This is a genomic window from Bradyrhizobium sp. USDA 3256 (assembly GCF_054058275.1).
In genome coordinates, this window is the sequence record NZ_JBSSAE010000002.1 from 6,591,564 (window position 1) to 6,617,727 (window position 26,164).

A 26,164-nucleotide genomic window follows, 5' to 3' on the forward strand; every position below is an offset into this window, starting at 1 on the left:
TACACACAGTCTCTGCACCCGCTAAGCGGCCTGATGGCCCAAGAGATTACGATGATCGCAAATATATCTAGTCACCTCCGCGCGTATGGCGCCCGGCGTCGCGCGCGTTGCTCTACAGCTTTCGGCACGCTCAGCGCCATCTCAATGCTGCTGTCGCCAATGCCAATCGCAGCAGCCGACGACGTCAAGCCACTGCGACTTTGCGTGGATCCGACCAATCTTCCGTTCTCCAGCGACGATCCGTCTCGTCCTGGCTTTCAGATCGAAATTGGTCAAGCTCTAGGGCAGTTGTTGGATCGGCCCGTGACCTACAATTGGTATAAGTCGTACTTCGGTAAGCGTACCGTGCGCGTCACCCTATTAGGCAAGCAATGCGACCTCTCGATCGGGCTGCCTTCGTCCGACGATTTTATGGGGCCCGCGGTATTGTTTTCCAAGCCGATCGGCAGATTTGCCTATGCCTTGGTGGGAAGAAAAGAACTCGCGATCCGAAGCATCGATGACCTCAAAGGAAAGCGTGTGGCCGTCCAGTATCAGACCACGCCGCAAGATTTGCTCGCGCCGCGGGACGATATCGAGAAGAAGACCGTTCTGACGCCTGAGGAAGGCATGGAGGCATTGGACAAGGGGGAGGTAGATATCGCATTCATCTGGGGGCCGGTTGCGGGTTGGTTGAACAAGACTTTGTACGGCGAACGGTTCCAGGTCACTCCTACCGAAGGGAACGGTCTATCATGGGAGGCCGCCATCGGGTTCGCAAAGACGTCAAAGGAGTTGCGCGATCAAGTTGACGTAGTGCTGCCGCAACTAGACACCGTAATCGCTGAACTCGCCAAGAAATACGGGATTCCGACCGACAAACCGATACGGTTGACCCAAGCTGGCATCGGTAAGGAGGTGGCTGCAAGGGCTTTGGTTCAACCCAACGCCGATCGCGCTGCGGACGCAGTCCCCGCCTCAAACACGGTCGGTTCATCGGCAGAGTTAGTGAACTCGGGACATGAGATCTTCAATGGAACTTGCGCGCATTGTCACGGCCCTGATGCCGTACAGAGCGAACGTCGAATCGACCTTCGGCTACTGACGAGGCGCTACGCCGATGACACGCGCACGAGGTTTTGGGTCACCGTCCATGAAGGACGCCCAGCGAAGGGAATGCCAGCCTGGAAAGACGTTTTTACCGACGAGCAGCTTGAGAACGTGTATGCCTATTTGATGAGTATTCAAACGCCGACGGACTCAGCCAACTAAGCTCGACGCAGGACGGCGTGCATCTTGGAGTGCGACGCCCGATCAACCTCGATCGTGCGTCGTTCTTTGATTCAGAAACACTCAACGTGATTGCGACGGCATACGCGCCAAGGCGCCAAGCAGGTCCGTTTGGGTTATCATCCCCTCAATCTTTTGCTCGGCGCTTACAATAAATACCGCATGTGTTCGGCCATCCGTTAACGCCGAGACAAGCGCTAGAGCAGGACCGTCCGACGCCGCCGTGACGGCACTCGACAGATGACCACGGAGGCCTGCCTCAGCATCCATCAGCTCGCGAAGCCCTACGGTCCCAGCAAGCCTGCTGTCGTCGTCTACGACCGGTAATGTCCGAATATTGTGTGCCAACAGCAGGGCTCGTGCTGCCCTCGCGCTCGCGTTCACGCTGATCGAGACGACGTCGCGGGACATGATGTCATGACACAACAGATGGCCGTGTGACCGGTGCAACGCCTGAAGTTCGACTTGACGTAGCAAACGGTGAATATCAGACCGCTCAATATCGAACGTTTCGCTCATTGCTTTCAGCGCAGCATCAATATCCTCGGGACGAAAGCCGATTCGCAGTTGCGGAGGAACATCAGCGGTCTGATGCGTGTTGGTCGGCAGCGGCAGCGCAAGATGTGGATACGAACGGCGAGAAAGCTTGTGAAACCCATAGCCTAGTCCAACGAGGATCAGGGAATTTAGCCCCACTGGCGCAAATGGAAACACGAAGCCTGAAGCAGCGACGATCGGGCCGCCGAGCACCGCGCTTAGTGCTGCAGCGCCCCCCGGTGGATGCAAGCAGCGTGTGAGGGACATCGCCGCTATCGCTAGCGACACTGCTATTCCGCTGGCAAGTAGCGGGGTGTGGACCAAGTGAGCAACCGTCACTCCGACCAGCGCGGAGATTGTGTTGCCACCGATAATCGACCATGGCTGGGCCAGCGGGCTTGTTGGAACTGCAAAGAGCAGAACCGCTGACGCGCCCATAGGCGCAACAATCAAAGGAAAATGCGTATCGTAATCAGACAGCCGGCCGCAGATGAATCCTGTCAGCCCGATCCCGATCAGGGCACCAAAGCAGGCAATTACGCGCTCTCCAAGTGTAGCCCCAGCTAGTATTGGCGCAAAAAGATGGGCTCGAAGGGTCGAGGTACCTTGTTGGCGATGCTTTGGTCGAAACATGAATAATGCGAGCTCCAAGCCGCCTCTTGCTTGGAGAGCGCGCCCACGCGTCTTGAAGAGACGCACCTAACCGATAATGCTTAGAGCGTTTCGAGATGCTTCAATTTACCCTCATCCCAGCTGATTCCGAGACCTGGGCGGGTCGGACACTCAGCCGAGCCGTCGGAGAGCTTCATTGGTTCAAGCAATATAGCATCGGCCCAATCAACGTACTCCAGCCAATGCATGGTCGGAGTGGCCGCGAGCAGGTGAACACTGATCTCTGGCATAAGGTGCGAGGACATTGCTATCCCACGTGCGGCCGCTATGCCCGCTGCTTGGGTCCAGCCAGTCACCCCTCCGATCCGTGCCACATCGGGCATCACGTAGTCGCATGCATCCGCGGCCAGAGCGGCCATCATGGCTGGAGGTCCATTGAAGTTCTCTCCGAGCTGGAGCGGCAGGGCTAGTTCTTGTGCAATTAAGGCATTGCCCTGCAAATCATCATGACGGATTGGTTCCTCGATCCACAGCAGCCCCTCACCTTCGAGCGCTCGTCCCCGAAGGATGGCTTCTGTGGGGACCAGCGCTTGATTGTAGTCGACCATAATGTCGATGCCGTCTGGCACGGCTCGCCGAACCGCACGTATGGCCTCAACATCTTCGCTCAAGGTTGGATAGCCGAGACGCAGCTTGATGGCCCGCAGTCCGCTCGAAAGCAGCTGCTTTGCTTCGTCGGCCAACTTAGACGGCCGCATCAATCCCAGGCCACGGCTGTCGTAAGCTGGGATGGCGGAGGGCTCAGAGCCGAGAAGACGCGCGAGCGGCTGTTGCAAGGCGACGCCCAAGGCGTCCCACGCCGCGATGTCGATCGCGGAGAGAGCCATACGCGCCGTACCCGAGACTCCGAGAAGAGCGAAGCGGCGTTCTAACGACTGTCCCAGGGCCAGTGGCGAGCTCGCTCGCTCACGGGTCAATTCAACGGCTTCCGCAATGTGCCCTGCGACAGCTAGAGCCCCCGATGTTGTGTAGCAGAAAAGATAGCACCGCCCCGTTACTCCCTCCTGCATCTCGAGATCAATTAATAGCAGCGGGACGGCGCGGACAACCGCCGCGCTTGTCCCGAGCGTAAACCTAAGCGGCACCTTCACTGCGCGCGTCTTTACCGATTGAATAGTGAGCGGCAGCGTCATTGGGGATCTCCTCACTTGGTACTTTAGCTGGCGCGGTGACATACGCAGCAGATCCAGTTACCGGCTCCGATCGGAGCTGGTCGCTAGACGCAAATCTTCACGCACCCGTGCCCTTGCGTCGGAAGCGCGAGGATAGCAGGTAACATTGACGATGCCTGTTAGCGCCGCAATAGCTATCGGATAGGCCAAGCCGACATAGATATTTCCGAAATAAGTCACTAGCGAGAGGCTCACGAGCGGCACGAAACCCCCAAAGATGCCGGTACCGATGTGATAGGGCAAGGACATCGACGTGTAGCGCAGGTGCGGTGGGAACAGCTCTACCAGGAAGGCGGCGTTGGGGCCATACACGAGCGCCGCGAAGACAAGCTGCAAGAATATGAGAGCAGTTACCAACACGAAGTTGCTATTTGATACTGCCGCACTCATTCCCATGTAGATCGGAATATACATGCATGCCGACAACATGAGCCCCGCTACCATGAGCTTGCGGCGTCCGATTCTGTCAGACAACGCACCGAAGACGACGAACAAGGGCGTACCGAACGCGAGCGCTACAGCAATGCAAATGTTCGCGGTCAGAAAGTCCACTTTAAGAACACTTTGCAGGAAATACAGCGCATAGAATTGACCTGTGTACCAAACGCATCCAAGGCCCGCCGTTGATCCAAATAGTGCATAAAGCGTCAAGCGCAAATTTCTGCCGTCCGCGAAGCTCTCACGTATTGGCGAGCGCGCAATCTTGCCCGCCTTGCGCATGTCTTCGAAGACGGGTGATTCAGTCAGCTGGAACCGCAGGTAAACCGACATAACCACAAGGACACCGGAGAGAAGGAAGGGAATACGCCATCCCCAGGCTCGAAACGCTTCGTCTCCCATCGATAGGCGACAAGTCAGAATGACAAGAATTGCTAGGAAGAAGCCCAGCGTTGCGGTTGTCTGAATAAAGCTTGTATAGAAGCCACGACGCCCCGCCGGCGCATGCTCTCCCACGTAGATCGCCGCTCCCCCGTACTCGCCACCAATGGCAAGCCCCTGAACGAGGCGGAGGATCACAAGCATGATCGGAGCACCATAACCGGCTGACGCAAAGGTCGGAAGACATCCGATCAGCATCGTCGACGCTCCCATTAATATCAGAGCGAACAGAAACGTATGCTTCCTGCCGAATCGATCGCCGAGGCTTCCGAAGACAAGCGCACCGAGAGGCCGGACTACGAATCCGGTGGCAAAGGTGGCCACACTCACCAACACAGCAGCCGTGGGTTCATTGGCCGGATAAAATAACGTCGAAAAGAATATTGCCAGGCTGCCGTACAGATAGAAGTCGTACCATTCAATGACCGTGCCGGCACTTGAAGCAAGAACGATTGTCCAGGTTCTGGCTTTGCCGGATTCTGGCTGCAACGCTTCGATTTTCATTCCCCACCTTTTTCTTTCTGTCAGAGCGCATAGCTCCGCCAGGAGGTGGCCAACGGATGCCACCTCCTTCGCCAATTTCCCTGATTAGACGTATGCGAGACTTGACACAGACTTCTCGGCAAACTTTTCCAGACACTGTGTCGCCTCGGCAGCAATTCGGCGAACTAGTTCGCCTGCAGCAGGAATGTCGCGGACCAGTCCTATCGATTCACCTACGGTTACGTTTGCCGTATCGTAGTCTCCTGCGTCCCACGCCGACTCGACACGCTTCAGCTCTTCGTCGCGCATGCCGAGCAGCTTGTCCTCTCGGCTGTGCCACTTGTTGATGAAGCCGTTGATCATAAGGCGGCCGGTATATTCGACAGGCCAGGACCTTTTGCGGACGACATCGTAGACCTTGGTGCGGATCGTCTCGTCACCCGTAGCCGCAACGACCTTCGCATGCGCCGCAGGGTGGATGAGCGCTTCTCGGGTAGCCCAAAATCTAGTGCCCATGAGAACGCCATCGGCGCCGAGCATCAGCGCCGCCGCCAGGCCCCGGCCGTCCGCGATTCCGCCAGCAGCTACAACACTCACGTGGGGCGCCCTCTGGACCAGCGCATCCACGACGGCAGGAACGAAGGGCATCGTCGACCGCGCGGTCATTCCATGACCGCCGGCTTCGGTGCCCTGCGCAACAACGACATCCGCACCGACATCGACGGCTCGGTAGGCGTGCTCGAGCGTTTGGACTTGGCAGATCAACGGGACACCCGCCTTCTTCACCCTGGCTGCTAGCTTCGCAGGGTCGGAGAAGGACAACATCATTGCCCGAGGATGACGCTCAAGGGCGCGATCGAACAGGTCGAGATCTGGTTCAACGGCCCAAGTGATGAACCCGGCTCCGACGTCTGATCTGGTTACTTTTTGCGACTCTTGCTCAAACCACTTTCGCTCGCCGTATCCACCGCCAAGCAAGCCGAGGGCACCCGCCTCCGAAACTGCCGACGACAGTGCGCCTCCGGCAGCCGGAGTCATCGGCGCAAGGATAATTGGGTGCTCTAAACCAAAGAGCTCAGTCAGCTTGGTGTCGATAGTCATAGTCCCTCCGTATGAGCGTCGTTACGTTTCCTTGCTTCTGCATGTAGAGGGGGGATTGACAGACGAAAAATGATTATATCAGATCGACGTCATCATTCTGGGAGATGACCATAATGGACAGCACCGATCTCAATATCTTCAAGGCGGTTGCAGTTGCCGGAGGAATTGGACGAGCGGCGACCGAGCTCCACACGGTGCAATCCAATGTGACACAGCACATTCGCGCGCTGGAGGATCAACTCGGCGTTCAGCTCTTCCACCGCTCGAAGAAAGGCGTGACGCTAACCTCGATGGGCTCTCGCCTTCTGCCTTATGCGGTGCGAATCGGCGACCTTCTCGCCGAGGCGAAACGGGCGGTCCGAGACGAATCTGAACCGAGCGGAGAATTGCGCGTCGGGTCCATGGAAACCACGGCTGCGCTGCGGCTTCCTCCAATCCTTACGGCTTACGCGCACTCACACAGAAACGTCGATCTCGCGATCGAGACCGGACCGACCGCGGCGTTGGTTGAGCGTGTGCTGGATCGAAAACTGGACGGCGCTTTCGTTTCGGGTCCGGTCGGTCACCGCGACCTAGTCGTTACGCCAATAGTCGAGGAAGAGCTTGTTCTCGTGACGCCTTCTTCTGTCGTGACGCGCCGCCAACTCAGCCAATTTCTATCCCAGACAAACGGCCGCAAAGCTATCGTCTTTCGATCTGGTTGTTCTTACCGGCAGCGCCTCGCGGAATTTCTCGCTCATAACGGCTTCGTGGACATTCGGTGGATGGAACTGGGTACACTCGACGGCATTCTTGGGTGCGTGGCCTCTTCGGTGGGTATCAGCCTATTGCCCAGGGAGGTCATCAAACCGGCCGAACAGCAAGGGCTGGTCGGAACCCATGCTCTGAAGAATAATGGCGGAAGAGCGACTACCGTCTTTATTCATCGTCGAGATACGTTTGTGACTTCGGCGTTGCGTGGGTTCGTTGCATGTGCCAAGGAGCAGTTCAACTCGCCATCATGAGAGCTTACTGACAGCCAGTTGCAAAAGCTGTAACTGGTGACGGCACTCCAAAAGCCGCGAAACCGGCTAGGCCGGCAACATCAGGGCTGCTACGCTCGGCCGGTCCAATGCTAGCCTGGATGGGTTGTTCGACCGATACCGCGGGCTCGATTCTGTCTACCTCTATTGGTTCGATCCAACGGTGCGTGTTCGCCACCCCTATTAGAGATTCCAGCCGTTGAATGCTTGGCCCGTTCGCCCTTGGCTCCAAAGCTTGGAGTTCCTTCTGGTAGCGACGAGCTTGGTCGCCGCATCCAGAATTGCCAGCTACCAACAGCAGCACCGGAAAGTCGACGAAGACTTAAAGGACACTGATCTCGACGTCGATGTTATTGCGAGTAGCATTCGAATACGGGCAGACTTCATGCGCTTTCGCTACCAGCGCCTTGGCTTCGGCGCGATCGAGACTAGGCACCGAGACCTCCAGCGCGATCTCCAGGCCGAAGCCACCTTCTGAACGCGGTCCGATGCCAACGGTCGCGGTGACAGCGGTGTCCGCCGGCACCTTGGATCCGCCCTGCGAAGCGACGAACTGCATCGCTCCGATAAAGCAAGCGGCATAACCAGCCGCAAAGAGCTGCTCAGGATTGACGCCGCTGCCACCCGCACCGCCGAGCTCCTTTGGCTTGCTCAGCTTGACGTCGAGGGCACCATCAAGCGTGGCTGAGTGACCATCGCGGCCACCAGTGGCGCGGGCCGAGGTACGATATCGGACGTTTACAGGCATTGGGCATTTCCTTTCAGGGAAGTACGAGAGATCCAAGTAGCTGTCCCCAGGCCGAAGAGGACACTTGCGTTCGGGCCTTGGTCGCGGCTGATTCAATACGAGCGTCGAATTGAGTTCAGACGTCGCCCGTCATAGGCCCGTATATGGCCCAGAGAGCGTTGGCCCACGTTGCTGCAACTCAGCAATCAATTCCGTCATCAGATTGCTGCTAGAGCGAGAACGGACGAGAGGCGCTCCCTGTCCGGCCCATTGAGCGCCATAGCTGAAGTCGCCGATAAGCTTAGCCGCGACATTGAGTGCTTTCCCGGCATCATAAGCAATCGGATAAGCAGGCACATCTGCCGGATTCACATTTCCGCCAAATGCTGTAAAGCGATTCTCCAGGCACCGGGCCGGACGTCCTGATATCACGCGCGTCATTACCGTGTGATTTGCAGCATCGCTGAACAAAGCAGCGCGGTGCCCCTCATCTGCGGCAGATTCATCAGTAGCGACGAACGCAGTACCCAGCTGTGCGGCAGCCGCACCAACTCGGAGCATTGCGGCGATGCCCGCGCCATCCATAATTCCGCCCGCTGCAATGACGGGAATGCTGAGCTCTCGCACCAAGCGTTGGGTGAGCGTCATCGTGCTCAGGCAGTCGTCCGGACCATCAGGATCAAAAATTCCACGATGCCCACCAGCTTCATAGCCCTGCGCAATCACCGCATGTGCACCCGCCGAAGCAATGATTCGTGCTTCGCTAACATTGGTGGCGTTTCCGAGAATAATGATGCCCGCCTCACGCATTGCGCGAATTGAATGAGGCGACGGGAGCCCAAAATGGAAACTGACCACTTTCGGTCGTGAGGCGAGCAGCACTCGAAGCATCTCATCGTCTTCGACGAAGCTCTTGTAGATTTCGCTAAGTGTGGCTGGCCGCACCACGCCAACTTCATCGAACCGCGGCCGGAGCTTCTCGAGCCACGCCTCGTCGCGATCGCGATCTATCTTCGCTGGTTTGTGACAAAATACATTAACGTTCAAGGGCCCACTGGAGCGCTCGCGAAACGCCGCGATCATGGCGGCGGCCCCGTTGCTTCCTAGTGCTCCGACACCGATTGAACCCAAGCCACCCGCACTCGAGACCGCGGCAGCCATGGCAGGCGTCGACGTTCCGGCCATGGGGGCCTGTACAATCGGCCATTCGGCACCGATAGTTTCCAGGAACTGCCGTGAAGAAGGGGCCACACTCATTGGAAACCTCGTACGGGGATTACCTAACGACCGCCGCATGGCGGTCCGACGTTTTCGACGCTTCCGTCGCGATAGCAACTGCTCGATTGCGAGACGTCAAGCGGCTGCGAGTAGCGCAGCTATGTCAAGCTCCAGTGCCTCGACATGGGCGTACCCGTTTCCAACCCGACGAAGCTTCTCATTCTGTTCTAGGAACAACGTGGGGAAGCTCGACACCCCCATCCCTCTTGCCCTCGCAAAATCAGCGGCAGCCTCATCAATGGTGCTCCGTTTGCGCCACACTTCGAGGAAAGCAGCTGGCGTCACAGGATAACCAGCGGCGCTCAACGCTTCAGCACCAATCTTAGCGAGAACCTCGCCATCAGTGGTATCAAGCGCGTCTACGTAGAACCCGTGCTGAAATGCCCTGAAGACCCTCAACAGGTCCGCTCTTGGAGCGAGAACTCGAGCCGCTACAACAGCACGACATACAGGCTCGGTGTCGTAGATGAAGCCCTTGCGGGCCTTGAACCCTTCACGATTGAACGGCAGACCACTCGCCTGCTCGACTTTCGCCCAATGTTCGAGCCGAAATCGCTTGCCGACATCATCGAGCACGTCCCTGGCACCCGCGCGCAGGCCTCCGACGACAATCTCCAACGCCATTTCCGGATGGCGCTCCTGCAAAGCCGTCATCTCTTTTCCAAACCCGTAACACCACGAGCACATCGGGTCGGCTACCAATACCAGCTTCATTTTCAACCTCGCTTTGCGTTGTAGGCTTAATGGCGCTCCGGCCGATGGAACACGACGCCGAGAGCGAGTGCCCTCGCCGGCCTCACCAGTGTCCAGCGTTCTGGCCACCGTCGACGTGGAGAATCTCGCCCGTAACAAAGTGCGCCGTTTCAAGGTAAAGAACAGCGTCGACGATATCGCGGATTTCGCCCATGCGACCAACCGGATGAAGGGCGCCAAGCGCCGCGTGCCTTTCTGCCGGGTGCATGGGCGTCTTGATGATGCCAGGAGACACCGCGTTAACACGAACACCGCTCTTGGAGAATTCCATAGCAAGCGCTTGCGTCACCGCGCTCAGCCCTCCCTTCGTCAAGGAGGCGAGCGCGGCGGGCCTCGCACCCATCGGCTGATTGACGCGACTGGTGGTGATGTTGACGATGTGGCCTGAGCGCTGCTTCAACATCTCTGCGGCCACGCGTTGGGTGATGTGAAAAAAGCCGACCACATTGACCCCCATATTGTGGTCGAAGTCCTCTTGAGTGAATTCGATGAACGGCTTGGAAAGAAAGACGCCAGCGTTATTAATGAGCGAGTCGATACGACCGAAGCGCTCAAGCCCCTCGCGAACGATCCGCTCGGCAGTTTCCGGCTGGCTGATGTCGCCCGGGACCGTTAGGATATCAGCATCGGCGCTGGCTCTGATCGAGCGCGAAGTCGCGATGACGCGGTAGTTCCGATCGCGATAGCTGCGAACCAATCCGGCACCGATTCCTTGAGACGCGCCGGTAACAATAACAACTTTCTGTTCGACGCCCATGATGCATCCCCTTCAACGATTGCTGGGGGTCGCATCATCGGCTTCCCGCCCTTCGCCCCCGGCGAAATTGGGGATGGCTTAGTTCCAATTGCGGATACGGAGAATGATCGTTAGCTGGAAGACACTCAACCGCAGCTCGGTATAATCAAATGAGGGTCTCCGCCTCGGCTGCCATGCGGGCAAATTCGGATCTTAAACGTGGTGCGGCGAAGTCGATGAAGGCACGGACCTTTGGCACGGTCATCCGGCCACTCGGTGTAAGTAGATGCACCGGCAATGCTGGATGCTCTGCATCAGCCAACACGATCTTGAGCCGACCGTCTCTCACGTATTCCGCAACGTGATACGAATAGAGACGCGTCAAGCCGCCGCCGGCAACGGCCGAGGCAACGGCCACCCGAACACTATTGACCGTGCACCTTGGTACGAAGTGGACCGCTCTGGGGATGTTCGAACCCTTTGCCGCCGTGAAACTCCATGAATCAATACCGAAATTGGTAAACGCTATGATCTGATGCTTTGCCAGATCCGCCGGCTCCCTGATGCGAGGATGGTTCGCGAGATAACGTGGCGAAGCGACGACGACACGCCGCACATCACCGCCGATACGAGTGGAAATGAGTGACGAATCCGGCAGATGACCGATTCTCAGTACAATGTCGACCCCCTCATCTACGAGATTGATAGGCCGGTCGAGGAGGAGAAGCCGAGCTGAAACGGTCGGGTGCAAGTTGAGAAAGTCGTCCAGAATCGGCCCTAGCACTTCTTCCCCGCTAATAGGCGGCACCGAAATTGTCAGCACGCCACGAGGCGCCGACCGCTCCCCGCCCGCCAGCATGTCCGCCTCCTCGAGCTCGGTCAGCACGCGCCGACAGGCGGCCGCATAGCGCTCTCCCGCCTCGCTCAATTTCAGGGAACGGGTCGTTCGGTGCAGCAACTCGACGCCAACATGAGCCTCTAAAAAGCTCAGCGCCCGACCTACCGCCGTCGGCGATCGCTTCAGTCGGCGGGCAGCGCCGGCCAGACTACCCTCGTCGAGAGCCGTGACGAACACCTTCATTGCTTCGATACGGTCCATAACTGTGCCGATCCTCGGGATAGTGACTGCCGGGCAGCGACTATTCCTCCGAAAGAGGCGGGAAGTAAATATGCCGACGCGATGAAGAAGCCGCGAACGCGCGCGGGTACCGGCTCATTGCGATTAAGATTGGAAGGAACAACCATGACAAACGCAGTTATCGATGCTCTTGAAAATAGGCGGACCGTTAATCTATTCGATGCTTCGCGCGCTATTAGTGACAATCAGATCAACGATTTGGTTCGGCTCGCAACACGTGCCCCGACCGCATTTCACTTGCAGAATTGGCGGTTCATCGCTGTGAAGACGCCAGAAGCGAAGGCCCGTTTGAGACGCGTTGCCTTCGACCAGGCGAAGGTCAGCGAAGCAGCCGTAACGTTTATCATTGTGGGGCAGCTCGCGTCACATCAGGTTTTGGGTGAGCGCCTCGCGGGATCGGTGGCTGCGGGTTTCATGCCTGCAGACGTGGTGGCCGGCTGGCAAGGCGCAGCCAAGTCGCTCTACTTCGAAAAGCCGCAGACGCAGCGCGACGAAGCCGTGCGCACCGCGACTTTTGGCGCGGGTGCACTGATGTTCGCGGCGCAGGCTCGGGGACTTGGCTCTTCGCCCTTGATCGGATTTGACGCCGCCGGCGTCACCCAAGAGTTCGGCCTCGCTGGTGACGAGGTGCCCGTTGTGCTCGTCGCTGTCGGTTACGCCGCGGAGGGCAACTGGCCGCAGAAGCCTCGTCGCTCGGTGAACGAACTGCTGAGTTTCGTCTAGATCCTCGTAGATCGGGCAAAACTACAGGCCGCCACTGACATTGCGGCGGCCTGTCTAATAAAAGGAAATGCGCGAAATGTTTGAACTCCGTAAGTGCGCCTTTGTGCTTGCCTGCTCGGTGGCGCTTTATTCGTTGACACAAGCTCTCGCGCAGCATCCAAAGGCGTCGAACGAAGCTGGTCTGCAACGTCAGCCCGCCGAGACTGACCAGACTGCGACGACCCACCTGAGGCGCGCGAGCGATGCGTACTGGCAGGTAACTCTCAGCGGTGCTCCTCTCAAGGCCACTGAGTTCGGCCAGGCCGACGAGCTGGATAAGATCCTTGACCAAATCGAAGCCGATCCAAAGGTCAAGGTCATCTCAATCAAGAGCGCGGTGCGAGGCGGTCCTATCAAGCCACTTGAGAATTCGACCGATATGGACCCCGCCCAAGAGAACCGCGAGATGGCAGCCCTGCCCCAGGTGGAAGGCGGCGCAAGTCCTGCGCCGGGCGAAGGGACAGTGGCTAGCTTGCCGCGGCTCATTGGGCCCGATCGCGAAGTTGGCGCGGACTTCAATGAGAACTTAGCTGCACGCTACGGCCGCGTAAATCCACCTGACGATGAAGAACTGGACGGCGTTCTGGATGCTTTGGCGAGGCGTATCACGCTATCTGACCAACCGAGGCCAAGGGGTGACGGTAAGAATGTCTGCCGATCCACAGTGAAGTCGCGAAATTGAGCTGGGACGGCAAAGTGGGCGTACCGACCAATTCCAAGGAGGACTTATGTCCCTTTCTCAAGCTCTAAGCCTCGAGCGGCGGCGTGACTTGCTAGAGGGACCGACGCCCATTCAACGGCTCCACGGCATCGAAGATGCTCTTGGTTCGTCGCTGAACGGCGTTCGGATCTACTGCAAGCGGGACGATCTTATGTCGCTTGGCGGCGGAGGCAACAAGCTTCGGAAACTCGAGTTTCTGCTTGGGGATGCCGCTGCGCAAGGTGCTGACACGATCATCGCCACAGGCGGACGGCAGTCGAATTTTGCCCGCCTCGCCGCTGCAGCTGCGGCGCGTTTGGGCCTTGCTTGTGAAGTCGTCCTTTCCCCTATGGTTCCGTATTCAGGTCCAGAATATAATTGGAATGGAAACATTCTACTCAACGATCTTTTCGGCGCCCGTATTCATAATCTTTCTGCCGGAAGCGACTCGACACGCTTTGCGCAGGGACGAGCCGAGGAGCTCCGTCGCTCGGGTCGGATCGCATATGTGGCGACACTCGGCGGATCCTCGGTGGTCGGAAGCCTTGGCTACGCGGCCTGCGCTTTAGAAATCCAAAGCCAGTCAAAGGCTCTCGGCATCGACTTCACTGCGATCGTGGTCCCCAATGGGAGTTCTGGAACGCAGGCAGGTCTTGTAGCCGGGTATCGGGCGCTTGGGCTTGATACGACGCGGATCAAATCTCATTCGGTGCTAGCGTCCGCCGCCCACGCCAACGCGGCAACGGTTGAGAAAGCTAACGCCGTCTTATCTCTCCTGCACTTTGATCCATCGCTGACTTCGGACGACATCAAGGTTTCAGGTGACCAGCTGGGGCAAGGCTATGGCCTACCGACCGCCGCGATGGTCGATGCGGTCAGGCTAATGGCGAGCCGACAGGGCTTACTAATCGATCCCGTCTATGGCGGAAAAGCATTTGCTGGCCTGTTAACTGACATCTCGGCTGGGCAATATAGGGCCAACGATAACATCCTCTTCATCATGACAGGCGGAAGCCCAGGCCTCTATGCTTACGCTAGCCACTTCCTCGGCGAGGGAAGTTCACGAGCGGCCTGTTCGTAGCCGCCTGGGGCGCTTGTGCATCGGAGGTAAAGAATTCGCCGCGGTCTGTGCGTCATTCGGCATGAGGGTGGTCCGTCTCAGGCGCCATCATCAGGCGCCAAGTCGCAAGCACTCCTAAATCCCTCGGCCATTGAGCAGCCGAACAATGCATGTCTTTCGGGGTTCGGCGGTAAATTTGGCTGAGCAATGCATCGCATCTTCCAACAATTCATCGACCTCCTATCTCGAGCCGGTGATGCTCAGGATCTCTCAAGAGCTTTGGCACAGGCCACAGCGGAGCTGGATCTTTCGTGCTTTGCCTACTTGGCGCTGCCGGACAACCCACAGGGACGACCCTACCTTATCTCTACATACCCTTCTAACTGGACGTCCCACTATCTGCGCAGCAACTATCAAGCCATCGATCCAGTCATCGTAGAGGCGCTCCAGACTGCCGAGCCCTTCCGTTGGGGAGTTGATCTACAATCGAGGTTCTCCTCGATGGCTCAGCAGCAGCTTCTTGACGAAGCTGCGCAATGCGGACTCCGCTTTGGATTTACTGTTCCCATCCACGATAGTCACGGTCCCCCCGCCGCGTTGACCTTCGCGACCGACCGCCGACGCGCTTCCTTCGAGGGATGCGTCAATTCTCATGCTCGCGTACTTCAGCTGATGGGAATTCTATTCCATGCACATGCACGACGGACGTTGACACGACCTCGCCGGGTCAATGGGATTGAGTTATCCACCCGCGAGCGGGAATGCCTTGAATGGGCCACCCAAGGGAAGTCCGCGTGGGAAATCGGCCAAATTCTCGGTATCTCTCAGTACACGGCCGCCACTCACCTCAGCAATGCGAAGAAGAAGCTCGGTGTACGCACCGTGGTGCAGGCGGCTATACATTTTGCTGCTGGTAGAAGAGAAAAGCAAAACTAAGGCATTCACCTACTGCAATTGCAGGAGATGCGTTTGATCCTGGACTCCGCTTCAAGGTTAGCGATAGCGCTTCCTGGAGGGATCCGTGATTCAGCTTATAACTCTGGCTTCGTATAGGGAGTTTTCGAGTACGCTCGCAAGCATGTATCAGTTGCGTTATCGCACGTTCAAGATCCGAATGGACTGGGATGTCCGGACGAAAAACGACATGGAAATCGATGAATTCGACGCACTTGAACCAGTGTACCTCGTCCAGCTCTCCGATACGGGACGGGTACGCGGTTCGGTTCGCTTCTTGCCTACCCTCGGTCCAACGATGCTTCGCAACACGTTTCCGATGCTTCTCGGAGATCAACCAGCGCCTTCGAGTCCTCTCGTCTGGGAAAGCAGCAGATTTGCGATCGATCTTTCGATTGGTGATCCAAAGGGCGAGCACGGAATAGCTCGCGCGACTTACGAGCTGTTTGCAGGCATGATCGAATTTGGGCTCTCGAGAGGTCTGTCAGACATCGTTACAGTCACGGATCTGCGGATGGAGCGGATCTTGCGTCGAGCAGGCTGGACCTTGCGACGAATTGGCACTCCCTGCAATATCGGCGATACTACAGCAGTTGCAGGCTATCTCGGCATATCAATCGAAACCCTGTCGGACATCCGTGCGGCAGGCGGCCTGTCTGGACCAGTCCTTTGGACACCGGTCATGCCTGCCGAGACCTGAAGCCCGACATCGGCGCGATTCGCTTGAAACCAGCCGCAGCGGAGCCTTGCGGACTTCCTATTCGCGAAAACATTGCACATGACGGACATCAAACCGCATTTGGTGACGACGCTTGGGATCGACTTGCAACATCTGCGGTTTGCCGTTGCTGCAGATGACTGCCGAAGTTTTCGGAAGGCAGCAGATTTCCTGTTGGTGAAGCATTCGGTCCTAAGCCGCTCAATTGGTCAGTTCGAACATCTAATTGGAGCGCCCCTGTTCGAACGAACTAGCGGCGGCGTACGGCCGACCGTGACCGGTCGCGGCGTCCTAAAGATCGCACGGCTAGCGCTCGATCAGATCGATACGCTTGTTGAGACGGGAAGATCCGCTGGGCGCGGCGAGGTCGGGCGCCTATCGATAGGCTTCTCTACGTCAATGTCGACAGGAAATTTGCGAGCGACCCTTTTGGAATTCAAGCGACGCTTTCCGCAAATCGACTTGATGACCGTCGAACGCCCGCAGGCAGCCCTAGCGAATGCGTTGCAAGTTGGAACGGTTGACATCGTCGTCAGCCCAGGCCGCCTGTTACTGACAGGCGACAAAGCCTCGCCCCTCTGGAGCGAGCGGCTGCTGGTTTCATTGCCGACAGACCATGCCCTAGTGACGCGCGATTCTGTCTTTTGGAGCGATCTCAGGAACGAAACAATCCTCTTGAGCAAGCATGATCTCGGACATGAACTAGAAGATATTCTCGTCTCCAAGTTCTTATCTCCTGACCAGCGACCCAAAGTTTCCCAACACGATGTAGGCCGCGACATTGTGAAAAGTCTCGCCAGCATGGGACTTGGAGTGTGTCTGGTCCTGGAGTCAGAAATTGGCGCGACCTTCACTGGCTTGACTTATCGTGAACTACAAGACGGAACTGGACCAACCCGTGTCGGATTCTATGCGCATTGGGGCGATAGCGAAAATCGAGCGCTGGAGCAGTTCATCAAGCTCCTCGCCGAACGTTACCCGAAGCCCAGTCAGGCACCTGGAAGGTGACCGACGCGTCGAAAGCATCGGTCCGACTATCTCGCTGGCATTGGAAGGCTTTTGCTAATCCTTTGCCGAAAGCTATCGTTCGCTGACGTCTTGTGAAGGAGCGATACGACGCCGTTTTGCAAATCCACGATCGCTGGCCATGAACCGCGCCAACATGGGCGCGATCAATTTACTAGGATCGTTGACCGGTTGGCCTGTTTCTCGCGCCAAGGCTTCCGCGTAGGCGACCAGATCTCGATGTACCGAAGCCGACAATTCAACGTTGATCTTGACCGGTCTTTCGTCTGGCAGAGACCGAATCTTGAGCTTGGTCATGTCACCCCTGGTAAGGCTCGAGAATGAGATCGCGATTCACAATGACGCGGACCGGAAATCCTGGCCGGACAGTCAGCGTTGGCTGAATATTGAGGCTTCGGCGAACCACCTGCTGGCCGGTTTGGTTAAGCGAGTCAGAGGCGCCGTGTCGCAATGCCTGGATGATTGCGCTATCGTTGCTACTGGTATCAGAACCGGCACCCAGCTCGGTCCCGACAGCCAGAAGTGTCGATAGTGCCGCAGCCTTAAACAACTCGTCCCAGTGATTGTCGGCCTGGTCTTCGAGGCCCGCATAACCGGCGCCGTCGGCTCCAGGCTGCCGCTCAAGAATGATGGAACGGCCATTTGGCATAATCAGCCGTGTCCAGACGAGCAGGGCGCGAGACTGGCCGAAGGCGACCTGGCTATCGTAGACGCCGATCAGGCGCGCTCCCTGAGGCACAAGCAAGAAGCGCCCGGTCGGCGTATCAAAAACATTCTCTATTACCTGCGCGGTAATTTGACCTGGCAGGTCCGATCGAATTCCGGTGATCAGGGCTCCTGGAATCACCGCCCCAGCCTGCACAACATATGGCGAAGCCGGTCGAGCGACGCGGTCAGGGCTGACCGTGCGACGATCCACAGACGCGTTGACGAAAGCAAGCTTTCGGTCCTGACCGTTTTGCGCAGATCCATCATCGCCGCTGCTGGTTGCGCTCGGTGGCACGGGGCGCTCGTCTCGAACAGCCGTAGCAACCAACGGACGTACTTCTCGTCCATTGGTCGAAGCGAACAAATGGCTGATGCGGGCTGCCTCGGTCTCTTGCTCCCGGCGCTGCTGGTCCAGATCAGCGCCGATCGCCGGCGGCTGGCCTTGGGCAGCAAGGATCGGTCGACCGAGGTCGCCGGGGAGCGGTGGGCCGAGTTGCGGGACTGGTTGGCGCGGAATGCCCGAATAGTCCTTCGGTAGAGCCGTAATGCCATCGGCGACGTTGTGATGGTCGGTGCTGTAAAGCTCATCGGCAGCCTGGCCGCGAGGACGATTGCTCTGCAGTGACCACAGTACCGCCCCGCCAATGACGAGCAGAGCGACCACGCTCCCCCCAGCCAGGACTTTTCGTGACAACCGTGTCACGGGCGGATGCTCTGCTCTCAAACGGAAACTTCTGGACTGTTCTTTTTGGGTTTCCGGCGGAACTGCTTGTTCGTGATCGCTTGAGCTCCGCGTGTTCATGACGACGGCCTCCCGTCGGTCCTCACAATCCTGACCTTCTGGTGATGCTCACCACCGAGTCGGAGTTCGGCGGCCGCAAAGAGCCGATCGACGATCAACAGGTTGCCGTAGGCACGATAGTTCACGAGTTCGGTCTTGCCGTCTGGACCTATGACAAAGAGGGGTGGCATCTCGCCTTGCACAATGCCTCGCGGGAATTCGATATAGACCTTGCGGCCATCGTCGTAGGCAGCAAGCGGCCGCCAGGGCGGGCTATCCCCTTCGATCGCATAGCGAGAGATCCGCTGGGCCGGGTCCGGAAGAACGGGTCGGAGAGCGATTGAACGCGATCGTTCGCGCACGGTTTCCGGATAGTACCAAGCCACCGATGGCATGTATGGCCGCTCGCGGGAGCGGAGCTCAATCAGGTAAGTACGTCGATCGGTATTGACGACAAGATTGGTCTCAATCGATGCCCGGGTCGGCTTGACCAGGATATGGACCCGTCGCGTGTCGCCGCTCCCGCTCTCGGTATCGCCCACGACCCAGCGTACGGTATCTCCGGCAGCGATGGGGCCTGATCCCGTCAACTGCTCTCCCTCCTCGAGCGCAACATCTGTGATCTGCCCTGGTGCGGCGTAAACCTGATAGAGCGCGCCGGGACTGTAGGCGTAAATCTGCGCTGCATTGAAATACCCCCGCTTGCGCGGTTCGACGCGGGCCGCACTGTTTGCCGTCTCAACCCGGCTCACGGGTTCAGCGTCTTCCTTTCCTCCCGACTTGCCGCCAAGAGCCGGCTTCCAGAGCGGCGGAACGTGAAGCGGCCGCGATCTATCGTCCAAAGGCACTGGAGCCGCCGGCTGCGGAGGGACCTCCGCGTCATATCTGATCTCCGGCGGAACGTAGGTCGCGCACCCACCGAGCGCCGACGAACAAAGTAGAAGGGCGGACAGAAATGCTCGCTTCGCGGTCACGAACTCGGACCAGGTCGAATTGAGCACGCTGTACGGGATAAAGTCCTTCAAATGAACGACAGATGGCGTTTTGGTCACTGACCCAACTCCTTTGACCAGTTGATGGCGCGGACATAGACGCCAAGTGGATTCTTGCGCAGGCGCTCGGCATCGCGCGGCGTCTCGATTACGATCGTGAGAATCGCAGTCCAACGCTCGGTCGAGTTCAACGATCCGTTGTCGTAGGTGCGCTGGGTCCACGCGACCCGAAAGCTTTCTGAAGACGCGCGAATAACGCTCGAGACGTCGACTGAGATTTGGCCCTTTCCCAACTTGGCAAAGGGGTCATTGTTGCGCGCATAATCGTTGAGCGCGGCCGCGCCACGATCAGTCGTAAAATCATAGGCCCGGAGCCAGTTCTGGCGCAGAACGATGCCGTCCGCCGGCAGGCCTCTGACGTCCTCGATAAAGCGCGCCAAATGGTAGGCGATCTGCGCGTCAGTGGGTTGATAGTCGATGTTGGCCGGCGCAACCCTCTGGGCCTGACCGAGATGATCGACTTCGACCACCCAGGGCGTGATCGAGCCCTGGCTCGATTGCCAAACAAGCCCACACGCGAGGCCAGCCGACAACATCAAGCAGCCGAACGCCATCAGGCGCCAGTTCCTGGCTTGCACACGCGCCGATCCGATGCGCTCGTCCCAGACCTGCGCTGCTTTTTGATAAGGCGTAGTCGGCTCGGGCATACGCCCGTAGTGAACTGATGGTCGTTTGAACATCGATGATTGGCCCCTGAGATCAAGTGATCGGATTTCGTGCGGCGTTTGGTTTGACGCGCTGCCCCACGGAGAATGGCGAAAGCGCTATTGGCGACTCTCAGCGCTCTCCTTCGGACAAATCGACGGAGGAGCCGCTGCCACCCTGATCGCCGGAGCGGACCGCATGACCCGCTGCCGACGCTCCATGCCGAATGGTCTGGGCTCGTTTCATGCGGCGCGCCCAGTCGGGCTGCCCTTCAGCGGAAGTGCTCGCGGCCTGCTCGCTTGCTTGTCCGCCGCCGCCAAGCGCAGCCGCTGCGCGACGCAGTGGGCTCATGGCAGCCGAAGCGCCCGCCTCCGCGACGCCAGCCAGGCCGCCGCTTCGATAGGCGGCCGATGCTCCGCTCAAAACGGCACCGCCGCCACGCGCGGCGCCTGCCATCGCTCCGCCAGCGAGACCCGCGCCACCGGCGGCAAGGCCTGCACCTGCTGCAACAATGCCGCCTGCCGCAAGCCCCGTTCCAATCGCTGCACCGGCGCCGAGCTGTGGCCCGCCGGACACCAGGCCGTTTGCAATACCCGGACCGAAGATACCGAGGCCCAACAATGAGAGCGCAGCAAGGACCAGTGTCATCGCGTCTTCGATGGTCGGCTGACCGCGAGCAAAGCCAGAGGTGAACTGCGAGAACAGGGTCGAGCCGATGCCGACGATGACGGCCAGGACCAGGACCTTGATCCCGGAAGATATGACGTTGCCCAAGACCCGCTCAGCCGCGAAGGCCGTCTTGCCGAACAGCCCAAAGGGAATGAGTACGAAGCCAGCCAGCGTCGTGAGCTTGAACTCGATCAGGGTGACGAAGAGCTGGATCGCCAGAATGAAGAAGGCGAGCAGCACCACGACCCACGCAAACAGGAGAACGACGATCTGGACGAAATTCTCGAAGAAGCTGATGTAGCCCATCAGGCTGGAGATCGAGTCGAGCATCGGTCGGCCGGCGTCGAGGCCGACTTGAGCGATCTTTCCCGGCCGCAGGAAATCCGATGCGGATAGGCTTGCGCCGGATGCTTTTAGCCCAAGACCAGCAAAGCTCTCGAAGACGACGCGCGCCAAGGCGTTCCAGTTGCCGATGAGGTGGCCATCGCAGCCGACTGCACGAGCTTCGTCGGATGCGCGTGCGCGCCCGGAATGAGGATTGATTGCAGTCCGTATGCTTCATAAAGCGCATCGGTGAGCCTGGCGCCTCCTGGCGGCAACCAATCGACCGTCTCGTATGAAAGTTCGACGCCTTCTGGCGCTGCGCCTCCCGAAGTGGACGATGGGCGTGGTGCCGAGGCGCCGGTCGATCGTGACGTCGCGTAGCGCCTAGTGAGGCCAATTGCGATCGGGGCGGCAACGGGCAACCTCGGAGGTACATGCTGAGTCACCCAGTCAAGCAAGGTGGCGACATCGCCCGCCACGCCCGGCGAGGCGGCAAAAAGCTTCGGATCTGCGGCAGGCAGTTTGTCGATGACAAGCAGCCTTGTGTCGATCTGAGTTCCGTGTTTCGCGTAAACGGCGCCTTCGATGGCGGCAGAAAAAACAACACGCCCACGCTCCTGAAGGCGAACGAACGCGTCGGTCCACGCCGGATTGTCCGCCGCAAAACTCGCGCCTGTAATGGCGACTAGACGACCGCCGTCGCAAAGACGCGCCAAGGCCGACGCAATGTGCCGGAGCGCCGCGTCCGCCATTCGTCGATCGACATTCGCCAGCGCCGAGAACGGCGGGTTCATCAAGACGACGCTAGGTACGAAATCGGCTTCAAGATGATCATTGATCTCGGCGGCGTCGAACCGGGTGACCTCAACGCAGGCGAACAGGTGATCGAGCAACTCAGCACGGGGTTCGGCCAACTCGTTCAATATCAGGCCGCCGCCGGCGAGCTCGGCGAAAATGGCGAGCAAGCCTGTCCCCGCGGACGGCTCCAGAACGCGGTCGGCGGGTGTAATCGCGGCTGCGGTACATGCGGCCAGCCCCAGCGGGATCGGCGTCGAGAATTGCTGAAGCGCCTGGCTGTCCTCGGAGCGCCGCGTATGGGTCGGCAGACAGCTCGCGATTTTCGTGAGCATCGGCAGCATCGCGGCCGTTGAGCCAGCCTTGGTCCGGATGGCCGGACCGAACTTGCGAAGGAATAGAACGGTGGCCGCCTCGCAGGTGTCATAGGCGGTCTTCCAATTCCAGGCACCGGCCGCGTCCGAGGCGCCAAAGGCAGCCTCCATGGCGCCACGCAGGACCGCGGCATCGATGCGCCGGCCGCGTTCGAGATCGCTCAAGAGCTGTCGCGCAGCCCTGACCGCAGCGGAGGTGATAGTTGCAGCGGCACGCATCGAGAGCGGCGCAGCGGCAGCGCCGCCGGCGAGAGATTCGGTCATGGGATTTCTTTCGGAGAGCAGGAACGGGTCGAACCGCCCGGCGCTCTCCTCAAGACCGCGGCGATTCAAACCCTTCCCGGCCCCACTCTCCCTCTCAACCGTCTCCCAATAAAAATGGGGACCGGCGCTGCACACCGGTCCCCAAGCAAGTGCCGGACGGCTGGAGCCAGCCAGTCGGCGATGCTACTCAGCCGCATCTAGCTGTTGCGGATCCTCGTCGCCGGCGTTCTCCGGATCCTCCTCGTCAGCGAGGAATTCTGGCAGTGGACCCGCTTCACCCGACTGCTCCAATGGCGACACAACGGGGTCGACGAGACGGAGGGGCTCCGGCAACCAGCCCGAGCCATCCAGGAGACGCTCGGCCTCCTTGGCCATGTCGGCCTTCTTCAGATGGTCGATCAGTTGCGCCGACGACTCGCCCTTGGCTTCCCGCACCGCCTCCAGAATGCGAGGTTTGGTGACGCGCCCGAAATAGTTGTCGACCGTCGGTCTCCAGCCAGCCTGCACCATCTCGAGTCTGGCAGCGCGCGCAAGCACGTCGGCCTGGTCAAGACGCGTGCGGACGCCGTGAGCGGAGACACGGCCCTGATTGTAACGATTAGCCGGCTCATAGACGGCGTTGACTGCAAAGGACGCGCAGTGGGCGAACAGCGATGCCTGCGCTTCACCATCGAGAGCCGTCAGCGCATCCCAGAGATCGTTCTCGCTCTTCGGCAACCGTGCCTTCCAGGACTCATGACGCGCCTCGACGGCCTTCGCGGACGCGCTTTCCCTCAGCCCCGGAGCTTGAGCGGGAAAGGTTGGTGTGCGCAGCCCGATCTCAAGGCAGCTCCCGGACGAAGCAAACCGGTAAAAATCCGTCAGCACGAAGCTGTGCAGCACCGCCTGGAACGCGATCGCAGGATTTTCCGCCAATGCATCCCGCAATGCGAGCGTGCGATGCGCCGTTAGTTCGATAATGAGCCGATCCGGCAATGGCCTTGCCAGGTCTTCATCATCGTCCTCCGGTTCGGTCGAAGTGCTGGCGACTGAGATCGCTGTGCGCGTTGCGGAAGCGCCAGCCTCCTGCCCTTCGGTCGACGCCGCATCGGTGCCCTGCTCGACGTCGAAATCAGCCGCAGGCGCCTCATCCTCGGGTCGGACATAGCCCCGATCGACGGAAAGTCGCCCCTCAGAATCGATGCTGACGAAGACGCCGGCTCGGGCGATCTCGGCCGGATCGTAAACCATCGACCGGTCTTCGAACGCAGTCAGCGCGGCCTCGATCTCGCCGAGACGCTGATCGACCTCCTCGGGCAGTTCATCCGCATCCTGATGCTCGGATTCAAGCTTTGCCTGCTCAGCGTTGAGAGCATCGATGGTGGCCTGCTCGTCGGGGGAGAGATCGACAGGCTTACCTTCGATTTCTCGCAGACCATCAATATGACCGTAGGGAAAATCGACGGCGGCCACCGAAATCCATTTCCATCCCTCCGCACCAATTGCTTCCGCCTCGGCCTTGAGCTTTTCCGTGACAAGACGGTCGAGCAGAGCGACGTCTTGAAGCCAGCCGCCATCATCGTGCTCGAACAGGTCGCGGAGAACGCCGCCACCTGCCTGCTGGTAAACATCGAGCCCAATGAACTGCACGCGACGATCTGACGCCCGCACGGTATTTTCGGTCAGCATCCGGCGGATTTGATAGGGTTCATCGTAGCCCGAGCGGCTGACATTCTCCCAGACCTGTTCCTGCCGCGTATGATCCGCCGTGACCGAGAAGGCCATGAGTTGCTCGAGCGTCATGCCGTCTTCGGCATAGACGTCGTGCAGCTTTGGCGACACAGACGCCAGCCGGAGGCGTTGCTTCACCACGGCCGGTGCCACGAAGTGCCGGGCCGCGATCTCCTCCTCGGACATGCCGGAGCCACTAAGAGTTTGGAAGGCTCGGAACTGATCAAGCGGATGAAGACCTACTCGCTCATCGTTCTCGGCAAGCGAATCGTCTTCAGCAATGCCGCCCTCGCGCACGACACATGGAACGGCCTGCGTCTTCGCCATGCGCTTTTGCTTGACGAGAAGTTCCAGCGCGCGATAACGCCGGCCGCCCGCCGGCACCTCGAACATGCCGGTCTCATTGCCTTCCGCGTCCACGACCGCCCGCACGTTGAGACTTTGCAGGAGCGTCCGCTGTGCGATGCTTTCGGCGAGTTGCTCGATCGAGACGCCCGCTTTCACACGCCGGACGTTGGATTGGCTGAGCACCAGCTTGTTGAACGGAATGTCCCGCGAGGGCGATAGGGTTATCTTTTGGACAGCCTTCGTCATGTCGATTCTCCACGACGGGCGGCCGGGAGCCTCTCTCTCGGCCTCCAACCCGTCGCGAAAACCGCATCTCCCCTCTCACTCTCGTTTCCGACGCGACTGGCTAGATCTTCACGCGGCCTCCTGCTCCGCTCTGTCGGTCGTCACGTCAACAACGGACTCCGGCAGAAAGCCAAGCAGATAATCCGCAACCTTGCTGGCTTGTGAGGCAGCTCGCACGATCGCGCGATTGTCCTCGCGCAGCACCTCGAGCCAGGAGCCGATATAGTCGGCATGTCGCACCGTCGGTACGATACCGAGCGACGCGCAACTAAACGCAGCCGATATCTCCGCGATCAACTCTTCAAAAGCATACTTCTTGGTACCGTACCCGCCCGACAAGTCGCGATTGAGACGTGACTGATGGCCGCTGGCATGCGCCAGCTCATGCAAGGCGGTTCGATGCCAGTTGATCGGCTCAAAATAGGCTTGTGGTGGAGGCACCTGCACATAGTCTTCCGCCGGCGCATAGAATGCGCGGTTGCCGCCGATGCGGAAGTTGATGCCGGTCGCCTCGATGAGCTTTGCGACCTGCGGCTCGATCAGGCCTGGTGGCGGAGGCGGCGCCGTCGCTACGATCTCCGAAGGCAGGTCGTGGCATTGATCAGTATTAAAGACCGTGAAGCGCTTGAGGAACGGGATGGCGTGCGCTTCGTCGCCCGTTTCGCGCGCGCGGCGCTTTTCGTCGACCGGTACAAAGCGATCGGCATAGACCACGGTCGTCCCGCGCTCGCCCTTGCGGACATGACCACCGAGCGACAGCGCCTGGCGGAAGGTAAGCCAGCTCTGACCGGTGAATGCATGTTCGGTGGCAGCCCCCCAGAGGATCAGAATATTGATGCCGCTGTATTGACGGCCGGTCGCGGCGCTTTTCGGCATGGCCAAAGACGCCTTCGCGGCGGCGCCCCAAGGCTGCACCCATGGCAGTCGGCCGGCCTCAAGTTCGCCGATGATCTTGTTGGTGATTTCGTCATAGAGGTTTGCCCGGTCCTCACCGGTACGCGCTCGAGGAGAATGTCTGGACATCGCGGGTCTCCGCGACGGGCGCCGCGAGCCTCTCTCGCAGCCTGTGACCCGTCACGGCAAACCCATTCAGCTCTCTTACTCTCAGCCTCTCGCGCGGAAACGACGACGCGTGACCCCCCGCCGCTCGCTCGCAAGTGAGAGAATGTGACAATCTGCGGAGCGGCCCACCTCACGTCCCATTTCTTCATGGGATGTCGCC

General features: G+C 59.2%; 23 protein-coding genes and 2 pseudogenes. 8 read left to right on the plus strand and 17 right to left on the minus strand.

All coding sequences use genetic code 11. The features are described from left to right. Positions 1-33 precede the first annotated feature (33 nt). Positions 34-1,251 carry a c-type cytochrome gene (locus tag ACVWY5_RS33175; RefSeq protein WP_456671744.1) on the plus strand — a complete coding sequence of 406 codons (1,218 nt, stop codon included), beginning with the start codon at positions 34-36 and terminating at the stop codon, positions 1,249-1,251. Positions 1,252-1,332: 81 nt separating this feature from the next. Here ACVWY5_RS33175 and ACVWY5_RS33180 read toward each other — a convergent pair whose 3' ends face one another. The 4 genes from ACVWY5_RS33180 to ACVWY5_RS33195 all read right to left on the minus strand — a co-directional run bounded on the left by ACVWY5_RS33180 (position 1,333) and on the right by ACVWY5_RS33195 (position 6,113). Then, positions 1,333-2,439 carry an HPP family protein gene (locus tag ACVWY5_RS33180; protein ID WP_051383890.1) on the minus strand — a complete coding sequence of 369 codons (1,107 nt, stop codon included), beginning with the start codon at positions 2,437-2,439 and terminating at the stop codon, positions 1,333-1,335. Positions 2,440-2,519: 80 nt separating this feature from the next. Next, positions 2,520-3,611: an enolase C-terminal domain-like protein gene (locus ACVWY5_RS33185; protein ID WP_028352194.1), complete on the minus strand. Its 1,092-nt coding sequence runs from the start codon at positions 3,609-3,611 to the stop codon at positions 2,520-2,522. 57 nt (positions 3,612-3,668) lie between these two features. Then, positions 3,669-5,033, minus strand: coding sequence for an MFS transporter (locus ACVWY5_RS33190; protein WP_080673049.1), 1,365 nt, complete (start codon positions 5,031-5,033; stop codon positions 3,669-3,671). A gap of 84 nt (positions 5,034-5,117) precedes the next feature. After that, a complete protein-coding gene (locus ACVWY5_RS33195) occupies positions 5,118-6,113 on the minus strand; it encodes a nitronate monooxygenase (protein WP_028352195.1) in 996 nt (331 codons plus the stop codon). Positions 6,114-6,226: 113 nt separating this feature from the next. Here ACVWY5_RS33195 and ACVWY5_RS33200 point away from each other — a divergent pair, with 113 nt between their 5' ends. Then, entirely contained in the window at positions 6,227-7,117 is an 891-nt protein-coding gene (locus ACVWY5_RS33200; protein WP_028352196.1) for a LysR family transcriptional regulator, read from the plus strand. A gap of 340 nt (positions 7,118-7,457) precedes the next feature. Here ACVWY5_RS33200 and ACVWY5_RS33205 read toward each other — a convergent pair whose 3' ends face one another. The 5 genes from ACVWY5_RS33205 to ACVWY5_RS33225 all read right to left on the minus strand — a co-directional run bounded on the left by ACVWY5_RS33205 (position 7,458) and on the right by ACVWY5_RS33225 (position 11,728). Continuing rightward, positions 7,458-7,883, minus strand: coding sequence for an organic hydroperoxide resistance protein (locus tag ACVWY5_RS33205; protein ID WP_028352197.1), 426 nt, complete (start codon positions 7,881-7,883; stop codon positions 7,458-7,460). A gap of 129 nt (positions 7,884-8,012) precedes the next feature. After that, positions 8,013-9,119 (minus strand): nitronate monooxygenase, encoded by a 1,107-nt coding sequence (locus ACVWY5_RS33210; protein WP_028352198.1) that lies wholly within the window; start codon positions 9,117-9,119, stop codon positions 8,013-8,015. A gap of 96 nt (positions 9,120-9,215) precedes the next feature. After that, entirely contained in the window at positions 9,216-9,854 is a 639-nt protein-coding gene (locus ACVWY5_RS33215; RefSeq protein WP_028352199.1) for a DsbA family protein, read from the minus strand. Positions 9,855-9,936: 82 nt separating this feature from the next. Beyond that, positions 9,937-10,650: an SDR family oxidoreductase gene (locus ACVWY5_RS33220; protein ID WP_028352200.1), complete on the minus strand. Its 714-nt coding sequence runs from the start codon at positions 10,648-10,650 to the stop codon at positions 9,937-9,939. A 145-nt stretch (positions 10,651-10,795) separates the two neighbouring features. Beyond that, positions 10,796-11,728: a LysR family transcriptional regulator gene (locus ACVWY5_RS33225; protein ID WP_028352201.1), complete on the minus strand. Its 933-nt coding sequence runs from the start codon at positions 11,726-11,728 to the stop codon at positions 10,796-10,798. Positions 11,729-11,872: 144 nt separating this feature from the next. On the opposite strand from ACVWY5_RS33225, the gene ACVWY5_RS33230 reads away from it, so the two are divergent. From ACVWY5_RS33230 to ACVWY5_RS33255, 6 genes are all read left to right on the plus strand, one after another. Next, positions 11,873-12,490, plus strand: coding sequence for a nitroreductase family protein (locus ACVWY5_RS33230; protein WP_028352202.1), 618 nt, complete (start codon positions 11,873-11,875; stop codon positions 12,488-12,490). 76 nt (positions 12,491-12,566) lie between these two features. Further along, a complete protein-coding gene (locus ACVWY5_RS33235) occupies positions 12,567-13,211 on the plus strand; it encodes a hypothetical protein (protein WP_321176920.1) in 645 nt (214 codons plus the stop codon). A 46-nt stretch (positions 13,212-13,257) separates the two neighbouring features. Then, complete coding sequence (locus ACVWY5_RS33240; RefSeq protein WP_051383891.1) at positions 13,258-14,310, plus strand: D-cysteine desulfhydrase family protein; 1,053 nt, start codon at positions 13,258-13,260, stop codon at positions 14,308-14,310. 186 nt (positions 14,311-14,496) lie between these two features. After that, entirely contained in the window at positions 14,497-15,225 is a 729-nt protein-coding gene (locus tag ACVWY5_RS33245; RefSeq protein WP_028352204.1) for a LuxR family transcriptional regulator, read from the plus strand. Positions 15,226-15,310: 85 nt separating this feature from the next. Next, positions 15,311-15,943: an acyl-homoserine-lactone synthase gene (locus tag ACVWY5_RS33250; RefSeq protein ID WP_028352205.1), complete on the plus strand. Its 633-nt coding sequence runs from the start codon at positions 15,311-15,313 to the stop codon at positions 15,941-15,943. Between the two features lie 78 nt (positions 15,944-16,021). Then, complete coding sequence (locus ACVWY5_RS33255) at positions 16,022-16,969, plus strand: LysR family transcriptional regulator (RefSeq protein WP_051383892.1); 948 nt, start codon at positions 16,022-16,024, stop codon at positions 16,967-16,969. A 72-nt stretch (positions 16,970-17,041) separates the two neighbouring features. Here the strand turns inward: ACVWY5_RS33255 and ACVWY5_RS33260 are convergent, their stop codons facing one another. The 8 genes and pseudogenes from ACVWY5_RS33260 to ACVWY5_RS33295 all read right to left on the minus strand — a co-directional run bounded on the left by ACVWY5_RS33260 (position 17,042) and on the right by ACVWY5_RS33295 (position 25,965). After that, a complete protein-coding gene (locus tag ACVWY5_RS33260; RefSeq protein WP_080673050.1) occupies positions 17,042-17,284 on the minus strand; it encodes a DUF2274 domain-containing protein in 243 nt (80 codons plus the stop codon). Between the two features lies 1 nt (position 17,285). Continuing rightward, the gene (locus ACVWY5_RS33265; RefSeq protein WP_028352207.1) at positions 17,286-18,497 is read right to left on the minus strand and encodes a TrbI/VirB10 family protein; all 1,212 of its coding nucleotides are present in this window, start codon (positions 18,495-18,497) and stop codon (positions 17,286-17,288) included. Beyond that, entirely contained in the window at positions 18,494-19,528 is a 1,035-nt protein-coding gene (gene trbG / locus ACVWY5_RS33270; RefSeq protein ID WP_028352208.1) for a P-type conjugative transfer protein TrbG, read from the minus strand. The genes ACVWY5_RS33265 and trbG overlap by 4 nt, the downstream gene beginning before the upstream one ends. Beyond that, positions 19,525-20,208, minus strand: coding sequence for a conjugal transfer protein TrbF (trbF, locus tag ACVWY5_RS33275; protein WP_028352209.1), 684 nt, complete (start codon positions 20,206-20,208; stop codon positions 19,525-19,527). Before trbF ends, trbG begins: the two co-directional genes overlap by 4 nt. A gap of 97 nt (positions 20,209-20,305) precedes the next feature. Further along, a pseudogene (gene trbL / locus ACVWY5_RS33280) lies at positions 20,306-21,328 on the minus strand (P-type conjugative transfer protein TrbL); the annotation flags it as partial. Next, positions 21,319-22,599, minus strand: a pseudogene (locus ACVWY5_RS33285) (methylase); the annotation flags it as partial. The pseudogenes trbL and ACVWY5_RS33285, both read right to left, overlap by 10 nt. 183 nt (positions 22,600-22,782) lie before the next feature. After that, positions 22,783-24,903 carry a ParB/RepB/Spo0J family partition protein gene (locus ACVWY5_RS33290; protein ID WP_028352211.1) on the minus strand — a complete coding sequence of 707 codons (2,121 nt, stop codon included), beginning with the start codon at positions 24,901-24,903 and terminating at the stop codon, positions 22,783-22,785. Between the two features lie 108 nt (positions 24,904-25,011). Then, positions 25,012-25,965, minus strand: coding sequence for a zincin-like metallopeptidase domain-containing protein (locus ACVWY5_RS33295; RefSeq protein ID WP_028352212.1), 954 nt, complete (start codon positions 25,963-25,965; stop codon positions 25,012-25,014). Between the last annotated feature and the right edge of the window lie 199 nt (positions 25,966-26,164).